Source organism: Bacillus sp. NTK034, assembly GCF_017303275.1.
Lineage (GTDB): Bacteria > Bacillota > Bacilli > Bacillales > Cytobacillaceae > Cytobacillus.
The window spans coordinates 238,766-254,661 of sequence record NZ_JAFKOJ010000005.1 but is presented as its reverse complement, the minus strand read 5'-3'; the positions used below and the strand labels follow the sequence as shown (position 1 = coordinate 254,661).

16 protein-coding genes are annotated in these 15,896 nt (G+C 44.5%); 12 read left to right on the top strand and 4 right to left on the bottom strand.

Translation table 11 applies throughout. The features are described 5' to 3' along the window. Positions 1–130: 130 nt before the first annotated feature. The 3 genes from JI665_RS16210 (at position 131) to JI665_RS16200 (ending at position 2,507) form a co-directional block, all read left to right on the top strand. Entirely contained in the window at positions 131–355 is a 225-nt protein-coding gene (locus JI665_RS16210; RefSeq protein ID WP_009332328.1) for a DUF1450 domain-containing protein, read from the top strand. 282 nt (positions 356–637) lie between these two features. Continuing rightward, positions 638–1,939: an HD domain-containing protein gene (locus JI665_RS16205; RefSeq protein WP_206840833.1), complete on the top strand. Its 1,302-nt coding sequence runs from the start codon at positions 638–640 to the stop codon at positions 1,937–1,939. 58 nt (positions 1,940–1,997) lie between these two features. Then, a complete protein-coding gene (locus JI665_RS16200; protein ID WP_206840830.1) occupies positions 1,998–2,507 on the top strand; it encodes a YwgA family protein in 510 nt (169 codons plus the stop codon). Positions 2,508–2,714: 207 nt separating this feature from the next. Here JI665_RS16200 and JI665_RS16195 read toward each other — a convergent pair whose 3' ends face one another. Further along, entirely contained in the window at positions 2,715–2,900 is a 186-nt protein-coding gene (locus JI665_RS16195) for a 2-hydroxymuconate tautomerase (protein WP_206840828.1), read from the bottom strand. A 180-nt stretch (positions 2,901–3,080) separates the two neighbouring features. On the opposite strand from JI665_RS16195, the gene JI665_RS16190 reads away from it, so the two are divergent. Both JI665_RS16190 and JI665_RS16185 read left to right on the top strand, forming a co-directional pair. Next, a complete protein-coding gene (locus JI665_RS16190) occupies positions 3,081–3,740 on the top strand; it encodes a site-2 protease family protein (RefSeq protein WP_019380571.1) in 660 nt (219 codons plus the stop codon). A 36-nt stretch (positions 3,741–3,776) separates the two neighbouring features. Next, on the top strand, positions 3,777–4,289 hold the full coding sequence (locus JI665_RS16185; protein WP_206840826.1) for a YwhD family protein: 513 nt from the start codon (positions 3,777–3,779) through the stop codon (positions 4,287–4,289). A 219-nt stretch (positions 4,290–4,508) separates the two neighbouring features. Here JI665_RS16185 and JI665_RS16180 read toward each other — a convergent pair whose 3' ends face one another. Continuing rightward, positions 4,509–6,578: a transglycosylase domain-containing protein gene (locus tag JI665_RS16180; protein WP_206840825.1), complete on the bottom strand. Its 2,070-nt coding sequence runs from the start codon at positions 6,576–6,578 to the stop codon at positions 4,509–4,511. 457 nt (positions 6,579–7,035) lie between these two features. Between JI665_RS16180 and speE the strand changes: the two genes are divergently transcribed. The 7 genes from speE (at position 7,036) to JI665_RS16145 (ending at position 13,341) form a co-directional block, all read left to right on the top strand. Beyond that, the gene (gene speE, locus JI665_RS16175; protein ID WP_206840823.1) at positions 7,036–7,863 is read left to right on the top strand and encodes a spermidine synthase; all 828 of its coding nucleotides are present in this window, start codon (positions 7,036–7,038) and stop codon (positions 7,861–7,863) included. 60 nt (positions 7,864–7,923) lie between these two features. After that, positions 7,924–8,802: an agmatinase gene (gene speB, locus JI665_RS16170; protein WP_206840821.1), complete on the top strand. Its 879-nt coding sequence runs from the start codon at positions 7,924–7,926 to the stop codon at positions 8,800–8,802. Positions 8,803–9,070: 268 nt separating this feature from the next. Further along, entirely contained in the window at positions 9,071–9,523 is a 453-nt protein-coding gene (locus JI665_RS16165; RefSeq protein WP_206840819.1) for a DUF1934 domain-containing protein, read from the top strand. Next, positions 9,510–11,177 (top strand): arginine--tRNA ligase, encoded by a 1,668-nt coding sequence (gene argS / locus JI665_RS16160; protein WP_206840817.1) that lies wholly within the window; start codon positions 9,510–9,512, stop codon positions 11,175–11,177. The genes JI665_RS16165 and argS overlap by 14 nt, the downstream gene beginning before the upstream one ends. Before the next feature lie 129 nt (positions 11,178–11,306). After that, a complete protein-coding gene (locus JI665_RS16155) occupies positions 11,307–11,486 on the top strand; it encodes a XapX domain-containing protein (protein WP_009332314.1) in 180 nt (59 codons plus the stop codon). A 379-nt stretch (positions 11,487–11,865) separates the two neighbouring features. After that, positions 11,866–12,768, top strand: a complete 903-nt coding sequence (locus tag JI665_RS16150; RefSeq protein ID WP_206840815.1) for a DMT family transporter — start codon at positions 11,866–11,868, stop codon at positions 12,766–12,768. Between the two features lie 24 nt (positions 12,769–12,792). Then, on the top strand, positions 12,793–13,341 hold the full coding sequence (locus tag JI665_RS16145; protein WP_206840813.1) for a cysteine dioxygenase: 549 nt from the start codon (positions 12,793–12,795) through the stop codon (positions 13,339–13,341). A gap of 366 nt (positions 13,342–13,707) precedes the next feature. Here the strand turns inward: JI665_RS16145 and uvsE are convergent, their stop codons facing one another. Together uvsE and cls are read right to left on the bottom strand one after the other, a co-directional pair. Continuing rightward, positions 13,708–14,664: a UV DNA damage repair endonuclease UvsE gene (uvsE, locus tag JI665_RS16140; RefSeq protein WP_206840811.1), complete on the bottom strand. Its 957-nt coding sequence runs from the start codon at positions 14,662–14,664 to the stop codon at positions 13,708–13,710. Between the two features lie 30 nt (positions 14,665–14,694). Continuing rightward, positions 14,695–15,876 carry a cardiolipin synthase gene (gene cls, locus JI665_RS16135; protein ID WP_206841076.1) on the bottom strand — a complete coding sequence of 394 codons (1,182 nt, stop codon included), beginning with the start codon at positions 15,874–15,876 and terminating at the stop codon, positions 14,695–14,697. Positions 15,877–15,896 lie beyond the last annotated feature (20 nt).

Below are 15,896 nucleotides of genomic sequence, written 5' to 3'. Positions count from 1 at the left end.
TCTGAATAGGAATGCCGTGCAGCGGACATGCTTTAACGTAGAAGATGACCAGGCGCGAAATGCGAGGATAAAGCTCCCGGAACGGGGAGCGCACAATATAAAAGATTGACCGCAGAAAGGGTTGTAATAAATGGCAAACGAATTTCGTGTTTGCGACGATTGTCAGGCTGTAAATCTGAAGACATTGATACCTCGATTAAAAGAGATAGATCCTGAAGCAAAAATTGATGTTGGCTGCCAGTCCTATTGCGGGCCAGGCCGCAAAAAAACATTTGCTTTCGTCAATAACCGTCCCCTTGCCGCACTGACGGAAGAGGAATTGATGGAGAAAATTAATAAAAAGCTGAAAAAATAAAGATCACCTTGACTTCTGTCCTGAGGTGATTTTATTTTTTGCCTGAGTTTATGATTGAGCTCTGATTGGTAAATAGACTTAGGAGGCAAAATTGTTTTTAGAAAAGTCGAAAAATATTTCTGGAGCAGATGATTGGTGTATCGCGGTTTCTGTCGAAGAGCCATGAAAAACAGAGAATTTTGTGATGAATTGACACCGTAATCGGGATATAATAGGTATACGCCAGAAATTGGGAACAACAGGTTCGGAAAGTGTGGAAACAGGAAAAGCGGAGGGTACGGAATGGCATATTCAGCGGAAAAGTTAAGTGAGGAAAAAGTATTTAAAGATCCCGTTCATCGGTACATACACGTCAGGGATAGAGTGATCTGGGATTTAATCGGGACCAAAGAGTTTCAGCGTCTTAGAAGAATAAAGCAGCTCGGAACAACTTATTTAACCTTCCATGGTGCTGAGCATAGCCGCTTTAACCACTCGCTCGGAGTTTACGAGATTGTGCGGCGCATTTCCGATGACGTCTTTTTTGGCAGGCCGGAATGGGATGACGAAGACCGCATCCTGACCTTATGCGCTGCACTACTCCACGATTTGGGGCATGGCCCGTTCTCACACTCCTTTGAAAAAGTATTCGATCTTGATCATGAACATTATACTCGGGCGATCATTCTCGGCGATACCGAGGTTCATCAGGTGCTCACAAGGGTAAGTGCCGATTTTCCGCAAAAAGTGGCAGATGTGATTGCCAAAACTTCTAAAAATAAGCTGGTGGTCAGCCTGATTTCCAGCCAGATTGATGCGGACCGGATGGATTATCTGCAGCGTGATGCTTATTTTACCGGCGTCAGCTATGGCCACTTTGACATGGAGCGGATCCTGCGTGTCATGAGGCCGCGGGAAGACCAGGTCGTGATCAAGCAGAGCGGGATGCATGCTGTTGAGGATTACATTATGAGCCGGTACCAGATGTATTGGCAGGTTTATTTCCACCCGGTTACACGCAGTGCCGAGGTGATCCTGACCAAAATCCTTCATCGTGCGAAAGATTTGCATGAACAGAAATACAGGTTTAAATATGATCCAATCCATTTTTATTCTTTATTCAATGGTGAAATTACTCTTGAAGATTATATAAAGCTCGATGAAGCTATTATTCTTTATTATTTTCAGATGTGGCGGGAGGAAGAAGATCCGATACTGAAAGATCTCTGCTGCCGATTTATGGACCGGAATTTATATAAATATGTGGAATTCGATCCGGCGAAAGAGTATAAGAAGCTGGCAGAGCTGTCAGCTTTGTTCAAAAAGGCAGGCATCGATCCGGAATATTACCTGGTCGTCGATTCTTCATCTGATTTGCCTTATGATTTTTACCGTCCGGGCGAGGAAGAAGAAAGACTGCCTATCCATTTGCTGCTGAAGAATGGGGATATCCGCGAGCTTTCCCGCGAATCGGAGATCGTGGATGCCATTTCAGGGAAACGACGCACTGATCATAAGCTGTACTATCCGTCTGATTTTATTGCAGACGACAGCAAAAAGCCAAACATTAAAAAACAGATTAGAACGCTGCTGGAAATCGATTAAGACTACATAATTGGTTTTCTATAGATACGGGAAAAAACGGAGTAGGAGATGAAGAGCTTTGTTAAAGGATCACGCCAAACTAATGCACGCCATTGCAGTCTCTGATGAAATCGTGGGACGGAAAAAGCTGCAGAAAATGATTTATATCGCCAAAAACATCGAATTTCCCTTTCAGGAAAGATTTCAATTTCACTTTTACGGACCATATTCGGAAGAATTGACATTAAGGGTTGAAGAACTCTGCAATATGGGATTCTTAAACGAAGTAAAGGAAAAAAAGGGCGGCTACTATCAGTATCGATACACACTTACTGAAACCGGCAAGGAATTTTTGGACATTAACGCTGTCGATATGCCCAGCCTCCAGGACTGCCTGCATGATATGAACGGCCAGAATGCAAGATTCCTTGAACTCGTCTCAACGGTCCTTTATTTTAACGACCTCCCAAAAGAAGAAGTGAAAGAAAAAGTCTTTACCCTAAAAAGCAAACAGCGATACACGGATGAAGAAGTGGAACAGGCATATCAATATATTGAAAGCTTAAGAGAAAAAGCCGGGCTGCATTAACGCCTGGCTTTTCTTTTTTGCTGAATTTCTGAAAGGAAGTCTTCCGCACATAAATCGGAGCTATCCGCACATAATTTTTTTTATCTGCAAGTAAAATGGTGCTATCCGCACATAAAAAAATTTATCCGCACATAAAAAGCGTCTGGATGAGAAAAATCCATAAAAAAAAGCAGTTTCCGTATGGAAAACTGCCCTTAATAAGAAAGTTTACTGATCGCTTAAGCGTTTTCCACCGACAGCATAGTGATTTTTGGACATTTCTTCGATAAATACGACAATTTTATCTTCAGGTGCCCCAGTCGTTTCGCTTACTGCAGCTGTTACTCTTTCAGCGAGCGCTTTTTTCTGTTCTTCAGTGCGTCCTTCAAGCATTTTAACGGTTACGTATGGCATTTTCTTTTCCTCCTCACTATGTATGCTTGTATTTTTCCACTTTTTCTCGCAATGTGCAAGTCTGATTCCCTTTGCTCAGGCGTTCATGTATACTTTTAGGTAAATAGCATCGGCTTTTCCTACATAGTATGTATAAATAAAGCCTGGCTTTTCAGCCGGCAGGAGAGGGAGTTTTGGCATTTGGAACAATTTTTGGCATTTTCTCTCAGGGAGATTCCCTATGTCGCGGTAACGTTGATGATCGCCTTTACGGTCCATGAATTTGCCCATGCTTATGTGGCTTATAAGTTTGGAGATCCCACAGCAAAAAATCAGGGCAGATTAACTCTAAATCCCATGCAGCATCTGGATCCGATTGGAACAATCCTGATTTTTATTGCCGGTTTTGGATGGGCCAGGCCAGTACCGGTCAACCGTTTCTTTTTCAAAAATCCGAAGCTTGCCGGGATATCTGTCTCAATTGCGGGACCGATATCCAATCTGGTGATGGCTGTCCTGGGCTTTTTTATCTGGTATGCCCTAGCCGGTACAGGACTCGCTGCTTCGTTTCCAGCGTTTGTGGCAGATTTCCTTAATATCTTTATTCAGCTGAATTTAGTGCTGTTTGTATTCAACCTGCTGCCGTTTCCGCCGCTTGATGGCTACAGAATTATTGAGGATCTGGCACCAGCCCATATTCGCCCGAAAATGACTCAGTTTGAGGCGTATGGGTCCGTTATTTTCCTTATCCTTGTCATTACACCGCTGGATCAATACACCATCCAGCCAATTTTTAACACCGTTTTGCCAGTGCTGGCGAGCGGCCTAAATGATTTTTTCTATGAAATATTTATGACATAATAATAAGAGCCTAATATTTGCTTAGGAGGACTTGAAATGGAAGAAAAAAAGAAAAAGAAGGTTGATTTTAATATAATCAAGAGCGACCCGACTGAAGGACATGGCGGATTTGGGGTCGGGACTCTGAGCCTTGATAATGTAACACCGGTTATTATTGATGTGGATGCCGGGGAGGCGTCAATTGAAGTGGGCGCCATGCATGCTCGCAGTCCTGTTGAAAAAGGCATCAAGTTTTTGAAAAGCAAAGAGGAAGTGCCAAATGGGAAGCCGTACTGGCTAATTTGGGTCACCATAGACCGCAAAGAGGGCGGCGCTTATTATGCAGGTGTTACAGCATGTGAGATGACAGTCGACAGAGAAATCCGCCGGGGCTACAAATCGCTGCCAGAGCATGTGAACCGCATGGATAAATCGATTAAAAGACACATCATTGTAGATCATATGGATGAGAAATCCAAAAAAGTGCTGGCAGATTTCCTGAAAAATCATGACGCAGGCATGTGGGAAAGATCGGCGGAACGGCTAAAAACAGATTTACAAGCCATTTAGAAAAAAAGTCTAATTTTGTGACGAAATTGTGACATTTTTTTGACGTGATTTTCTAACTACTTGTACAATTCCAATAAAAAAAGTAAACTATTTAACAGTGTGGAGGCACAATATAGCACTAGGACACGAAAAACCCCGGGATTCGGACCCCGGGGTTTTTCAATGTAAAAAGACAGGCACCTATACCATTTTTATTAGTGGTATAGGTGCCTGTCACCATTACGAAGCCCACCGAAACAGTTTCTTATACCAAGGTGTCTCGGGCTTCTTTTCAGGCTCCTCGATTTTCTTCTCATCTTTATGGCTCAAATGGTCTGTACAGTATTCCGCAGGTTCTGTGCCTTCTGCGAAATAGGTTAGGCGCTTGACCGGGCAGTTTTCCCCGGCAATTTTCCCGTTGGCTGGATCAATGTAGACGCCGACTGTATCTTTGGGCGCTTTGAATTCCTTGGCCGGCTTTCCTTTATGGGCTTCCTCCATAAACCGGATCCAAATATTTTTGGCATACGTTTTGTCAACTGTTTTTGTAATGACCTGGCCTTTGTCATAGCCGGTCCATACCGCAGTGACCAGCTGTGGTGTAAAGCCGGCCATCCAGCTGTCTGTTTCTGTTGAACCGGACTTGCCGGCGTACGGGCGTGTCATGTGGTTGATGACTGTGCTTCCCGTTACCTGGGCATAGCCGTTCAGCTTCCGGTCAAAAATACCTGTCATCATATGGGTCATAACGAAAGCAAGGTCAGGCTTCAGAACCTTCATCTGAAATGGCTCCTGCTCGTAGATAACTTCGCCTTTATGGTTCTCCACACGCTTAATCAGTACCGGCGAGACCTTTTTACCTCCATTGGCGAACATGCTGTAGGCGTTCGCAAGCTCAATGACTCTCATACCGGATGTGCCGAGTGCAAGGGACGGTACCTTCGCCATTTTAGAGGTAATGCCAAATTTCTTGGCTGTATTGACAAGCGTCTCTTCTCCTAAAAATAAATGAGTCTTCACCGCATAGACATTGTCTGATAGAGCAAGGGCCTGGGCCATTGTGATTTCGTCATCCGCATACTTGCTGTTGAAGTTATGCGGTGTATAGTCCGGCGTACCGTCTTCAAACCGAAAAGTCGTCTGCTCGCTCCGGATTGGAGTGGAGGGGGTGAAGCCCTGCTCCAATGCCGCGTAATAGAGAAGCGGCTTTATCGTCGATCCGGGCTGCCTGACTGCCTGGACTGCCCGGTTAAATGGACTTTCCTCATAATCACGTCCGCCAACCATTGCTTTCACATACCCGTTTTTCGGATTCATGGCCACAACTCCGACCTGAATCTCCGAGTCTTTTGAAATAAGCTTATTTATTGTTTCTTCCGCGATTTCCTGTTCCTTCAGATTCAAAGTGGTATAAACCTTCAATCCGCCCAGTTCAATCGTGCGGTCATCCAGCTTCAGCTGTGTTTTAAGGGCATTGCGGACAGCGTCCTGAAAATACGGGGCTGTTTTCGATCGTGGATGCATGTGCTCACCAACCAGCTCAAGCTCTTCCGCCGCCGCGAGATCAGCTTCTTTTTGGCTGACAAGCCCGTTCTTCACCATCGTCTGCAGAATCACTTTCTGACGCTGATCTGCTTTTTCTGCTGATGCAAATGGCGAGTAGATGCCAGGACCCTTAGGGATGCCGGATAAAATCGAAGCCTCAGCCAATGACAGCTCACTTGCATCCTTCCCGAAATAGAACTGGCTTGCTGCCTGCGCGCCGTAAGCTCCATTGCCGTAATAAATCGTATTTAAATAGCCTTCGAGGATTTCCTTTTTCGTATAATTCATCTCCAGCCTAATGGTATAAAAAGCCTCAAGCAATTTCCGCTTCCAGGTTTTTTCATGTTCAAGGAACAGGTTGCGGGCATACTGCTGGCTGATGGTGCTGGCGCCCTGAACTTTGGCCATTGCCTTTATATCAGCGATGGCGGCACCTGCGATTCTTTTATAATCAAATCCATTGTGCTCGAAAAAATTCTTATCCTCTATCGAGACCGTCGCATCAATCAAATGCGGGCTGATGTCATCAAGTGGGGCCCAATAGCGTTTTTGGCCGTTGTGGCTTTCTCCGATAACCGTGCCATCATCCGAGAAAAATAAAGTCGATTGCGGAACGGCAAGCGGCGGAGGCCCTAAGATTTTGGCATATACGAGAATGCCTCCGATCATCACTGCGGCTATAGCCATTCCTATTAAGCTAATAATGAGAACCGCACGCAAATATTTCATCGTTTTCCGAAAACGCTGATCTGTCATTAATTCCATATCAAGCACCCCCTATTTATCTGTTTCAAACTTTTTTATAGTGAAAAGTTAATGCAGTGCCAAGTGACCGAAAAGATAAAAAACTGACCGATAAACTGTCCAAACTGACCGATAAACTAGAAGTCTGACCGATAATGACTCCAAACTGACCGATAAACTAGAAGTCTGACCGATAAAGACTCCAAAGTGACCGATAAAATTAAAAGCTGACCGATAAATGCAGCGAATTATCCAAATAATTTCCTAATAAGTGCTCTATGTATTCAGTATTGAAAAAACAGGAGGATTTTAAACATCTTTCTCTACTAATTAGCGAAATTTTTCTTGCAATTTTGCTAGATTCATCTATACTTTTTCTGTGTTTGTTATTTGCATGTTAGGGAAGTATAAAAGATGAAAATGCTTTTTGCTGCTCTTTAGTGATAATTCATTTTTTTATGGAAGGAATGATTAAAGAATGGGACTTTGGTTTACAGAGAAACAAACGGAGAACTTTGGCATTACGATGAAGGTAAAGCGTACTTTACATACAGAACAGACAGAATTCCAGAAGCTTGATATGGTGGAAACAGAAGAGTGGGGCAATATGCTTCTTCTTGACGACATGGTTATGACTTCAGTCAAGGATGAGTTTGTTTACCATGAGATGGTTGCGCACATTCCTTTGTTCACGCATCCAAACCCTGAAAACGTTCTTGTTGTTGGCGGCGGTGACGGCGGTGTTATCCGTGAAGTCCTTAAGCACCCAAGCGTGAAAAAGGCGACTCTGGTGGATATCGACGGAAAGGTTATTGAGTACTCAAAAAAATTCCTTCCTGAGATTGCAGGCAAGCTCGATGACCCTCGCGTTGATGTGCAGGTGGGCGATGGCTTCATGCACATTGCCGAAAGCGAAAATGAATATGACGTAATCATGGTGGACTCAACTGAGCCGGTTGGACCTGCGGTAAATCTATTCACAAAAGGCTTCTATGCTGGAATCTCTAAAGCCTTAAAAGAAGACGGCATCTTTGTGGCCCAGTCTGACAACCCTTGGTTCAAAGCGGACCTTATCCGCAACGTACAGCGCGATGTGAAAGAAATTTTCCCAATCACTCGTCTCTACACTGCGAATATCCCTACTTACCCAAGCGGAATGTGGGCATTTACAATCGGATCTAAAAAATACGATCCATTAGAAGTAAGCGAAGATCGCTTCCATGAAATCGAAACAAAATACTATACGAAGGAATTGCATAAAGCGGCATTTGTATTGCCTAAATTTGTTGCAGACTTAGTGAAGTAATGGACAGGCTGCTTTCTAAAGCAGCCTTCTTGAATACATAAAAAGTGAGGGATGACCTTGGTGCGTTTTGATGAAGCCTATTCAGGCAATGTGTTTATTAAAAGCCATCCTAGTTATGAGGAAAGTGAAGCGGTCATTTATGGAATGCCGATGGATTGGACGGTCAGCTATCGTCCAGGCTCCCGTTTCGGCCCTGGCCGCATCAGGGAAGTTTCCATCGGGCTTGAAGAGTACAGCCCATACCTGGACCGTGAGCTTGAAGAGGTAAAATATTATGATGCCGGCGATATTCCGCTGCCATTCGGAAATCCCCAAAAAAGCATCGATATGATTGAGGAGTTTATCGATCAGCTTCTGGCGGAGGATAAATTCCCGCTTGGCATGGGCGGAGAACATTTGGTTTCCTGGCCTGTGATCAAAGCAATGTACAAAAAATATCCGGATTTAGCGATTATCCATATGGACGCCCATACGGATCTTCGTGTGGATTATGAAGGGGAGCCATTATCCCATTCAACGCCAATCCGCAAGGCAGCTGATTTAATTGGGCCTGGCAATGTCTATTCTTTTGGCATCCGTTCTGGCATGAAAGAAGAATTCCAGTGGGCGAAAGAAGTCGGCATGCACATTTCAAAATTCGAAGTGCACAAGCCATTGAAAGATATTCTTCCTAAGCTTGCAGGACGTCCGGTCTATGTAACAATTGATATTGATGTTCTTGACCCTGCCCACGCGCCGGGAACAGGCACAGTCGACGCAGGCGGCATCACATCAAGAGAGCTTCTTGCTTCTATTCATGAAATTGCCTATTCAGATGTTAAAGTCGTTGGAGCTGACCTTGTAGAGGTTGCGCCCATCTATGATCCATCTGAACAAACGGCCAATACAGCCAGCAAACTGATCCGGGAAATGATTCTTGGATGGGTGAATAAAAAATAAAAGTGAAACTTTAATCAGTTGGGGAGTTTTTTATCCCCAACTGATTGTTAGTTGATCCAATCGTGCCTTTACGGGCAGTAGGCCCCCATTCATTCTTCTGAGTCTTGAATGGGGGCCTGCTGCCCGGTAGACTGCGATAAACGGGGACCTCGGTCTCCGTTTTTTTATTTGATAAAATTCGGGCGGTGCCTGCCACCCGCTCCTTGCACTTTCCCCATCAAGTATTTATACTTATATAGTTATATATGATGAAAAGGATGTGTTGCCGTTGTCCAGTCGCTCAGCGGAACAAATGCCTGTGAAGATTAATGTGAAGACAGATATTCGCAGCGGAGGCAGCAAAGAGACTTTTGAATTGACTGCTTTTGGCCGATACTATAGAAAAGATTCTGCCCGGTTCCTTCAGTATGATGAAATGATGGAAGAGGGAACAGTAAAGACGATCATAAAAATGTCCGATGCAGACGGACTGATTTTACGAAGCGGCGCCGTGAAAATGAGGCTCCCTTTCAGAATGAATAAAAAGCTCCGCGGCAGCTACGAGACGCCATACGGAGTGTTTGAGATGGGCACAGTGACCAAGCGGATGGTCCATCAATATGATGAAGAATCCGGCGAAGGTTCGATTGATATTTTATACGATTTGAAAATGCAGGGATCCCAGGCAGGTACATACCATTTGGCGATTACGTTTGAGGAGGAGAACAATGAACATAGTTGAGCAGGTGCAAGGCAAATTAAAGCAGGAAATTAAGGATGCGGTTGTTAAGGCTGGCTTGGCAGCGAAAGAGCAGATTCCGGATGTAATTCTGGAAATCCCGAAGGAAAAGGCGCATGGAGACTATTCCACGAATATGGCGATGCAATTAGCGCGTGTGGCTAAAAAAGCGCCAAGAATGATTGCAGAGGAGCTTATCGCTCATTTTGACAGCTCAAAGGCTTCCATTGAAAAAATTGAAATCGCCGGGCCTGGCTTTATCAATTTTTACATGAATAATTCTTATTTAACTGACCTGATTCCGGCCGTTCTGGAAGCAGGGGATCAGTACGGAGAAACAACGGTTGGAAACAGCCAGAAGATCCAGGTGGAGTTTGTTTCAGCTAACCCGACAGGGGACTTGCATCTAGGACATGCCCGCGGCGCAGCTGTCGGCGACTCCTTATGCAACATTTTAGATAAAGCCGGCTATGATGTTTCCCGTGAGTACTATATCAATGATGCCGGAAACCAGATTAACAATCTGGCTCTATCGGTTGAAGCGCGGTATTTCCAGGCTCTTGGCCTTGAAAAAGAAATGCCGGCTGACGGCTACCATGGCGAAGACATCATCGGCATCGGCAAAAAGCTGGCTGACGAGTACGGCGATAAGTATGTAAATGCGGATGAAAAAGAGCGTTTTGACTTTTTCCGTGAATACGGCCTGAAATATGAAATGGCGAAGCTGAAGCAGGATCTTGAAGACTTCCGCGTGCCATTTGATGTATGGTATTCTGAAACATCCCTTTATCATAATGGCAAAATCGACACAGCCCTGCAGGCATTAAAGGATAACGGCCACATTTACGAAGATGAGGGTGCAACCTGGTTCCGCTCAACTGCTTTCGGTGATGATAAAGACCGTGTTCTGATTAAAAATGACGGTTCTTACACATATCTGACTCCAGATATCGCTTACCATAAAGACAAGCTTGAAAGAGGCTTTGAAAAGCTGATCAACATTTGGGGCGCTGATCACCATGGCTACATCCCGCGCATGAAAGCAGCCATCCAGGCGCTTGGCTATGACCGTGAGGCGCTCGAAGTCGAAATCATCCAGCTTGTACACTTGTACAAAAACGGCGAAAAAATGAAGATGAGCAAACGTACCGGTAAAGCGGTAACGATGCGTGACCTTGTGGAAGAAGTAGGACTGGATGCAACACGCTATTTCTTCGCGATGAGAAGCGCAGATACGCATCTTGATTTTGACCTTGATTTGGCTGTATCACAATCAAACGAAAACCCCGTTTACTATGCCCAGTACGCACACGCGCGTATTTCCAGCATCCTGCGCCAGGGTGAAGAGCAGGGCATGTCTGCCGAAGCTGCAGATTACTCCCTGATTCAGGCGGAAAAGGAAATCGACGTTCTGAAGAAAATCGGCGAATTCCCGCAGGCTGTCGGCGAAGCTGCGCAAAAGCGCATGCCGCATAGAATCACGAACTATATTTATGAACTGGCTTCTACTTTCCACAGCTTCTATAATGCTGAAAAAGTACTGGATGCGGAAAATCCGGAAAGAACCAAAGCCCGCCTGGCATTAATCAAAGCGGTTCAGACTACTTTGAAAAACGCTCTGAAATTAATCGGTGTATCTGCTCCGGAAAAAATGTAAAACGCAAAGCTGGCACTTATTGGTGCCGGCTTTTTTCATGTTTTAGACGAAAAAGGGGAAGCTAAAGGCATATATTTAAAGGGTGTAGTTAAACTGGTAAAACATAGTAAGCCACTATAGGAGGATCTCATGAAAATCGTTCTTTTATCCATACTTACAGGATTTCTTGTCGGATTTGTCTTTGCTTTCATGAAGCTGCCGATTCCCGCTCCGCCAGCTTTGCCTGGCATAATGGGGATTGTCGGCATTTACCTCGGGTTTAAAGCATATGAAGTGGTTCTGCCCTGGCTGCAGGGGATATTGAGATAGATTGGAAAAGGGTGTCCACATTATTTGGGGGCATTCTTTTTTCTAAATGTGAACTTTACAAATAAATCCTGAATTTAGCAAATAAACCTTGGAAACCAGCAAACAAATCAGGAAAAATGCAAATAAACCTTGGAAACCTGCAAACAAATCAGGAAAAATGCAAACAAACCCGGTAAATCAGCAAACAAATCGGAAAACCAGGCAGCAAACCAAAAAGTAACGGGCAAATCCTCAGAAAATTAGTCAGCCAATCCGGAAAATCAGCAAAAAAATAATAAATTTGGCATACAATCCGCAAGTAAATCAAACTAAACTCCGCATTTTACATCGGGACGAGCATATCATGGTAGAAACCCTTCCGGAAAGGACATGCTCGCCCATGAAGCCACAATTGGCATCCTCTTTTTACGCAACCATTTCGATCAGTTTTTGGGGAGTCTCTTTTGTTTCAACCAAAGCTGTTTTGGATAAGCTGGACCCTTATACATTAATCATTCTCCGGTTTGCCATCGGGGCAGCTTTTCTGCTCCTTGTGCTTCTCTTAAAAAAATATCCGCTCCACATCCCGCTCAGATATATTCCCCATTTAATTGTTCTCGGTGTACTCGGCGTTTTCATCCATCAGGTCATCCAGGTAACATCTCTAAAGACAATAGACGCCTCTTCTGCGGGGTGGATCATTTCTTTTTCACCTGTTTTTACCGTGCTTCTCTCCATGATCTTCCTTCATGAAAAATTGACATTCATAAAGGCACTGGGCATTATAACTGCGATTTCCGGAGTGCTCATGGTAACAGGAGCAAGAAGCGGCCAGACGCTTGGATTTGCTTTAAATATAGGGTATTTTCTCATGATCCTAAGTACACTGAATTGGGCCATATACTCGATTTTGGTGAAGAAGCTGCAAATTAAGCTTCCTTCACTTGTGGTCACTTTTTATATGAGTTTGCTTGGATGTGTGTTGACCATTCCCTTTTTAATGAGAGATAGAGGGTGGGAGAAGTTTCATCTTTTATCCGATTCTGAATGGGTTCATATATTGTTTCTGGGCATATTTGTGTCGGGGGTTGGCTACTGGTACTGGTCCAGGGCACTTGAGGTTTTGGAAGCTTCCAAAGTATCAATGTTTATCTATATGGAGCCGCTGTTTACCTTTATTGCGGCCATTCTATTGCTTCGTGAAAAAATTTCCTTCATAAGCATAATGGGCGGAATCATAATTATTATAGGAGTGATCATGGTGAATGGTCAGCTGAAATATTTTTCATGGAGGAAACGATAATCCACATAAAGGGGGAGTCGTTTAGTGGCCTTGAAGGAACGGTTTAAAATGAGTTTGAATTCATTGAAATCACCTTCTGCAGAAGAACTTAGAAAGGCTTTGGCATCACTTGATATCAAACTTGAGGAGTTGCTTCCCCACTTGCAGCCGGCAGATGGAAAACCCTATTACCGCAAGCTGCTATATCAAAATAATGAAGTGGAGCTGCTCGTCATGAACTGGTCGGATCTCGAATGCGCCCCTCATGATCATGGTAATTCAAAGGGGTGGATTCAAGTAGTAAATGGAGATTCGGAAAACACCGTTTTTGAAGTGAAGAAAGGCGTCCCATTTGAGCTTTTTGCAGAGATAAAGTCCAAAGGATCCTTCTTTTTTGCTCCCAAAAAAGGGGTGCATAAAATGAAGAGTACAGGCAGGGAGAACCTTGTCACACTGCACCTTTATTCACCGCCAATTACGGGGATGAAGGTCTATGACCTGGAGAAATGCGCTGCCTGTGTAGTCTCTGAAGACTGTGGGGCCTGGTGGCCGGAGGAACAGAGACAGAAGGTGAAGGAGATTCAGTTAAGATAAAAGGGCGTTCCGCCATGGAACGCCTTCCATTACGAATGACAAACTTCGGAATTAGATAACTGTCTAGCTGCGGCGCCTACCCCCTCGAGGTCACAAGCCTGTCTAGTTGCGGCTCCTAGGGACTCGAGACATAAGTCGATCCCTTCCGGAAGGAAAGAACACCTTCTGGAAGGGCACGTCTTATGCTTGTCGCCCCTGGGCAGTCGCCTCCACATTTCTTACAATCCTCCCAAAAAGGCAAAGAACGCCTTTCCGTGAGGCTCGTCTTGTGCTTGAGGCCCCCAGGATGGGGGTCATGCAGACGTTGCCACAGGACGTGGCGTTCTTAGTCTGCGTTCCTTCGTGAGCAAGGCGCCTCCGCTTTTCTTATTTCCATTCTACCTCCGCCCCGCCAATCCTTTTCACCCCGCGGATGCTGCTGATATCCTCTGTCAGCTTAAGAGCAGCCTTATCTTTTGCTTTAGCTTCAATCATGAAATCGATATCTCGATTAAAGGTTTTCAGGAGATCGAGAAGCGGTCTGATAAAATCAATGTCAACATAGTCGGCATGGGACCGGAAGGCTTTTTCCGATTTGGGCGAGGAGATGTGGATTTTCGGCTTGAGTCCTGTTTTTTCCCATGTCTGAAAAATCTCTGGGAGAAGCTCATCCAGGGGGCGGGTGCCGAGGTTCGCCATATGGTGGTGATAATCGAACACAAGGGGGATGTTTTCTTTCTGGCAGGCCAGGAGAGTTTCATCCGCGTTATAGGTTTTGTCATCATTCTCGAGTGTCATTTGCTCTTTAATATGAGACGGCAGCATTTGGAGATTTTTATGGAAACGGCGGATGGTCGTGAGCTTGTCCCCGTAAGCCCCGCCAATATGAATATTAATGATGCTTTCGTTTTCAACGCCCATGGCCGCGAACATCCGGTAATGGTATTCCATATCTTTGACTGCATTTCGGGTCACATCCTCGCGCGGAGATGTGAACAGGGTGAACTGATTGGGATGAAAGCTGACGCGGAGCCCATGTTTCTTAATTAATTCACCGATTTCCAGCCATTTATCCTTAAAGGGTGTGACAAAATCCCATAAAACCTCCGGGTGTGTGGCCAGGGGCACGATTGAGCTTGAAAGCCGATATAGCTGGATTTCATGGGCGATATTAAAATAAAGCATTCTTAACGTACTTTGCAGATTCACCGCTGTGACGGCCTTCAGCTTGTCAAGCCTTTCTTCCTCAGGCATTTGCTGATAGCGCGTAAACGTTAACGTTCTCGCAGGAGATGCCTCCCACAAGCTGATGGCATGGGAAACATATCCCAGTCTGATTTTCACTTTGCAGCACCTTCTTTATGCTGGTATCCACTACAGAAAGCCTGCCACAGACCGGGCAAGCATTTCCTTGAAAGTCCGTAAAGGATCCAGCTGGTTTAATTCTTTTAGCGTCAATCTCTTTGCATTTAGTATGTCTTTGTCTACAACAGCTTGGATCTGCTTAATGAACTCTTTGTCATAAATAAAGCAATTGATTTCATAATTTAAGAACAGGCTCCGCTTATCAAAATTGGCTGTTCCGACATCACTGATTTCATTATCGATAATAATCGCCTTTGCATGGTAAAAGCCCTTTTTGTACTCATACACGTAAGCACCTTGTTTAATCAAGGTCCTTAAGTAAAGATAAGAGGCCTCTTTTACAAGAATATGATCCGTGATGCATGGGACGAGTATTTTTACTGTAACGCCGCGTTCCAGGGCATGAATTAAGTCCTGAAAAAGCCTTTTGCCCGGAATAAAATAGGGGGTCCCAATCGTAATGCTCTTTTTCGCATTGCGTATTAAAGAGGAGAAGCTTTCTTCTAAAAAAGCCCCTTTATAAGACGCAAACTGATGGCGGTATTCTCCTGCATGCAGCTCAGGAAAATAGATGCTGTTTGCGAGCAGGTCAGTCTTCGCTGCTTTATACCAATCAATCAGGAACTCTCTTTGCAGATCCTGTACCCCTTCACCGTGGAATTTCAAATGATAGTCACGCCAGGGGTTCAGCTTTTTGTCATGATTGATGTATTCTTTGCCGATATTGAAGCCGCCGCTGTAACCGACCTTTCCGTCAATAACGGTAATTTTCCGGTGGTTCCTGGCCTGAAAAGAATAGAAGAGAAAAGGCAGCTTTGGCACATGGGCAAACGAAAACTTAATGCCGCTGCTTTTTAGATCCTTAACAGTCTTTCTTTTAACAGGAAAGCTTCCGGCCCAATCAAGCAAAAGACGGACTTCCACTCCTTCTTTTGCTTTACCCTTTAAAATAGTTAAAAACTCCTTGCTGATTTTATCATCCTTCACAATATAAAATAAAATATGGATATGCTTTTGGGCCTTCTTAAGCTCGGAGAATAAATCATCAAACAAAGCAGGCCCATCTGCAAACAATTCCATATCAGACTGCCTGATGGGCAGGGTGGTCCGCTCAAGCTTTTTCATATGGCTTTTCCGGCCCAGTGTAAAATCAATATAGAGCCACAAGAAGATGACGAGTAAAACGACCATAATGATATTCCAGACAGTCA

Excerpts from the sequence above, each read along its gene's own strand:
- JI665_RS16210 (WP_009332328.1), top strand. The coding sequence starts at position 131 with ATGGCAAACGAATTTCGTGTTTGCGACGATTGTCAGGCTGTAAATCTG.
- JI665_RS16205 (WP_206840833.1), top strand. The coding sequence starts at position 638 with ATGGCATATTCAGCGGAAAAGTTAAGTGAGGAAAAAGTATTTAAAGAT.
- JI665_RS16195 (WP_206840828.1), bottom strand. The coding sequence starts at position 2,900 with ATGCCATACGTAACCGTTAAAATGCTTGAAGGACGCACTGAAGAACAG.
- JI665_RS16185 (WP_206840826.1), top strand. The coding sequence starts at position 3,777 with ATGGAAGAAAAAAAGAAAAAGAAGGTTGATTTTAATATAATCAAGAGC.
- JI665_RS16180 (WP_206840825.1), bottom strand. The coding sequence starts at position 6,578 with ATGGAATTAATGACAGATCAGCGTTTTCGGAAAACGATGAAATATTTG.
- speE (WP_206840823.1), top strand. The coding sequence starts at position 7,036 with ATGGGACTTTGGTTTACAGAGAAACAAACGGAGAACTTTGGCATTACG.
- argS (WP_206840817.1), top strand. The coding sequence starts at position 9,510 with ATGAACATAGTTGAGCAGGTGCAAGGCAAATTAAAGCAGGAAATTAAG.
- JI665_RS16155 (WP_009332314.1), top strand. The coding sequence starts at position 11,307 with ATGAAAATCGTTCTTTTATCCATACTTACAGGATTTCTTGTCGGATTT.
- JI665_RS16150 (WP_206840815.1), top strand. The coding sequence starts at position 11,866 with ATGAAGCCACAATTGGCATCCTCTTTTTACGCAACCATTTCGATCAGT.
- cls (WP_206841076.1), bottom strand. The coding sequence starts at position 15,876 with ATGGTCGTTTTACTCGTCATCTTCTTGTGGCTCTATATTGATTTTACA.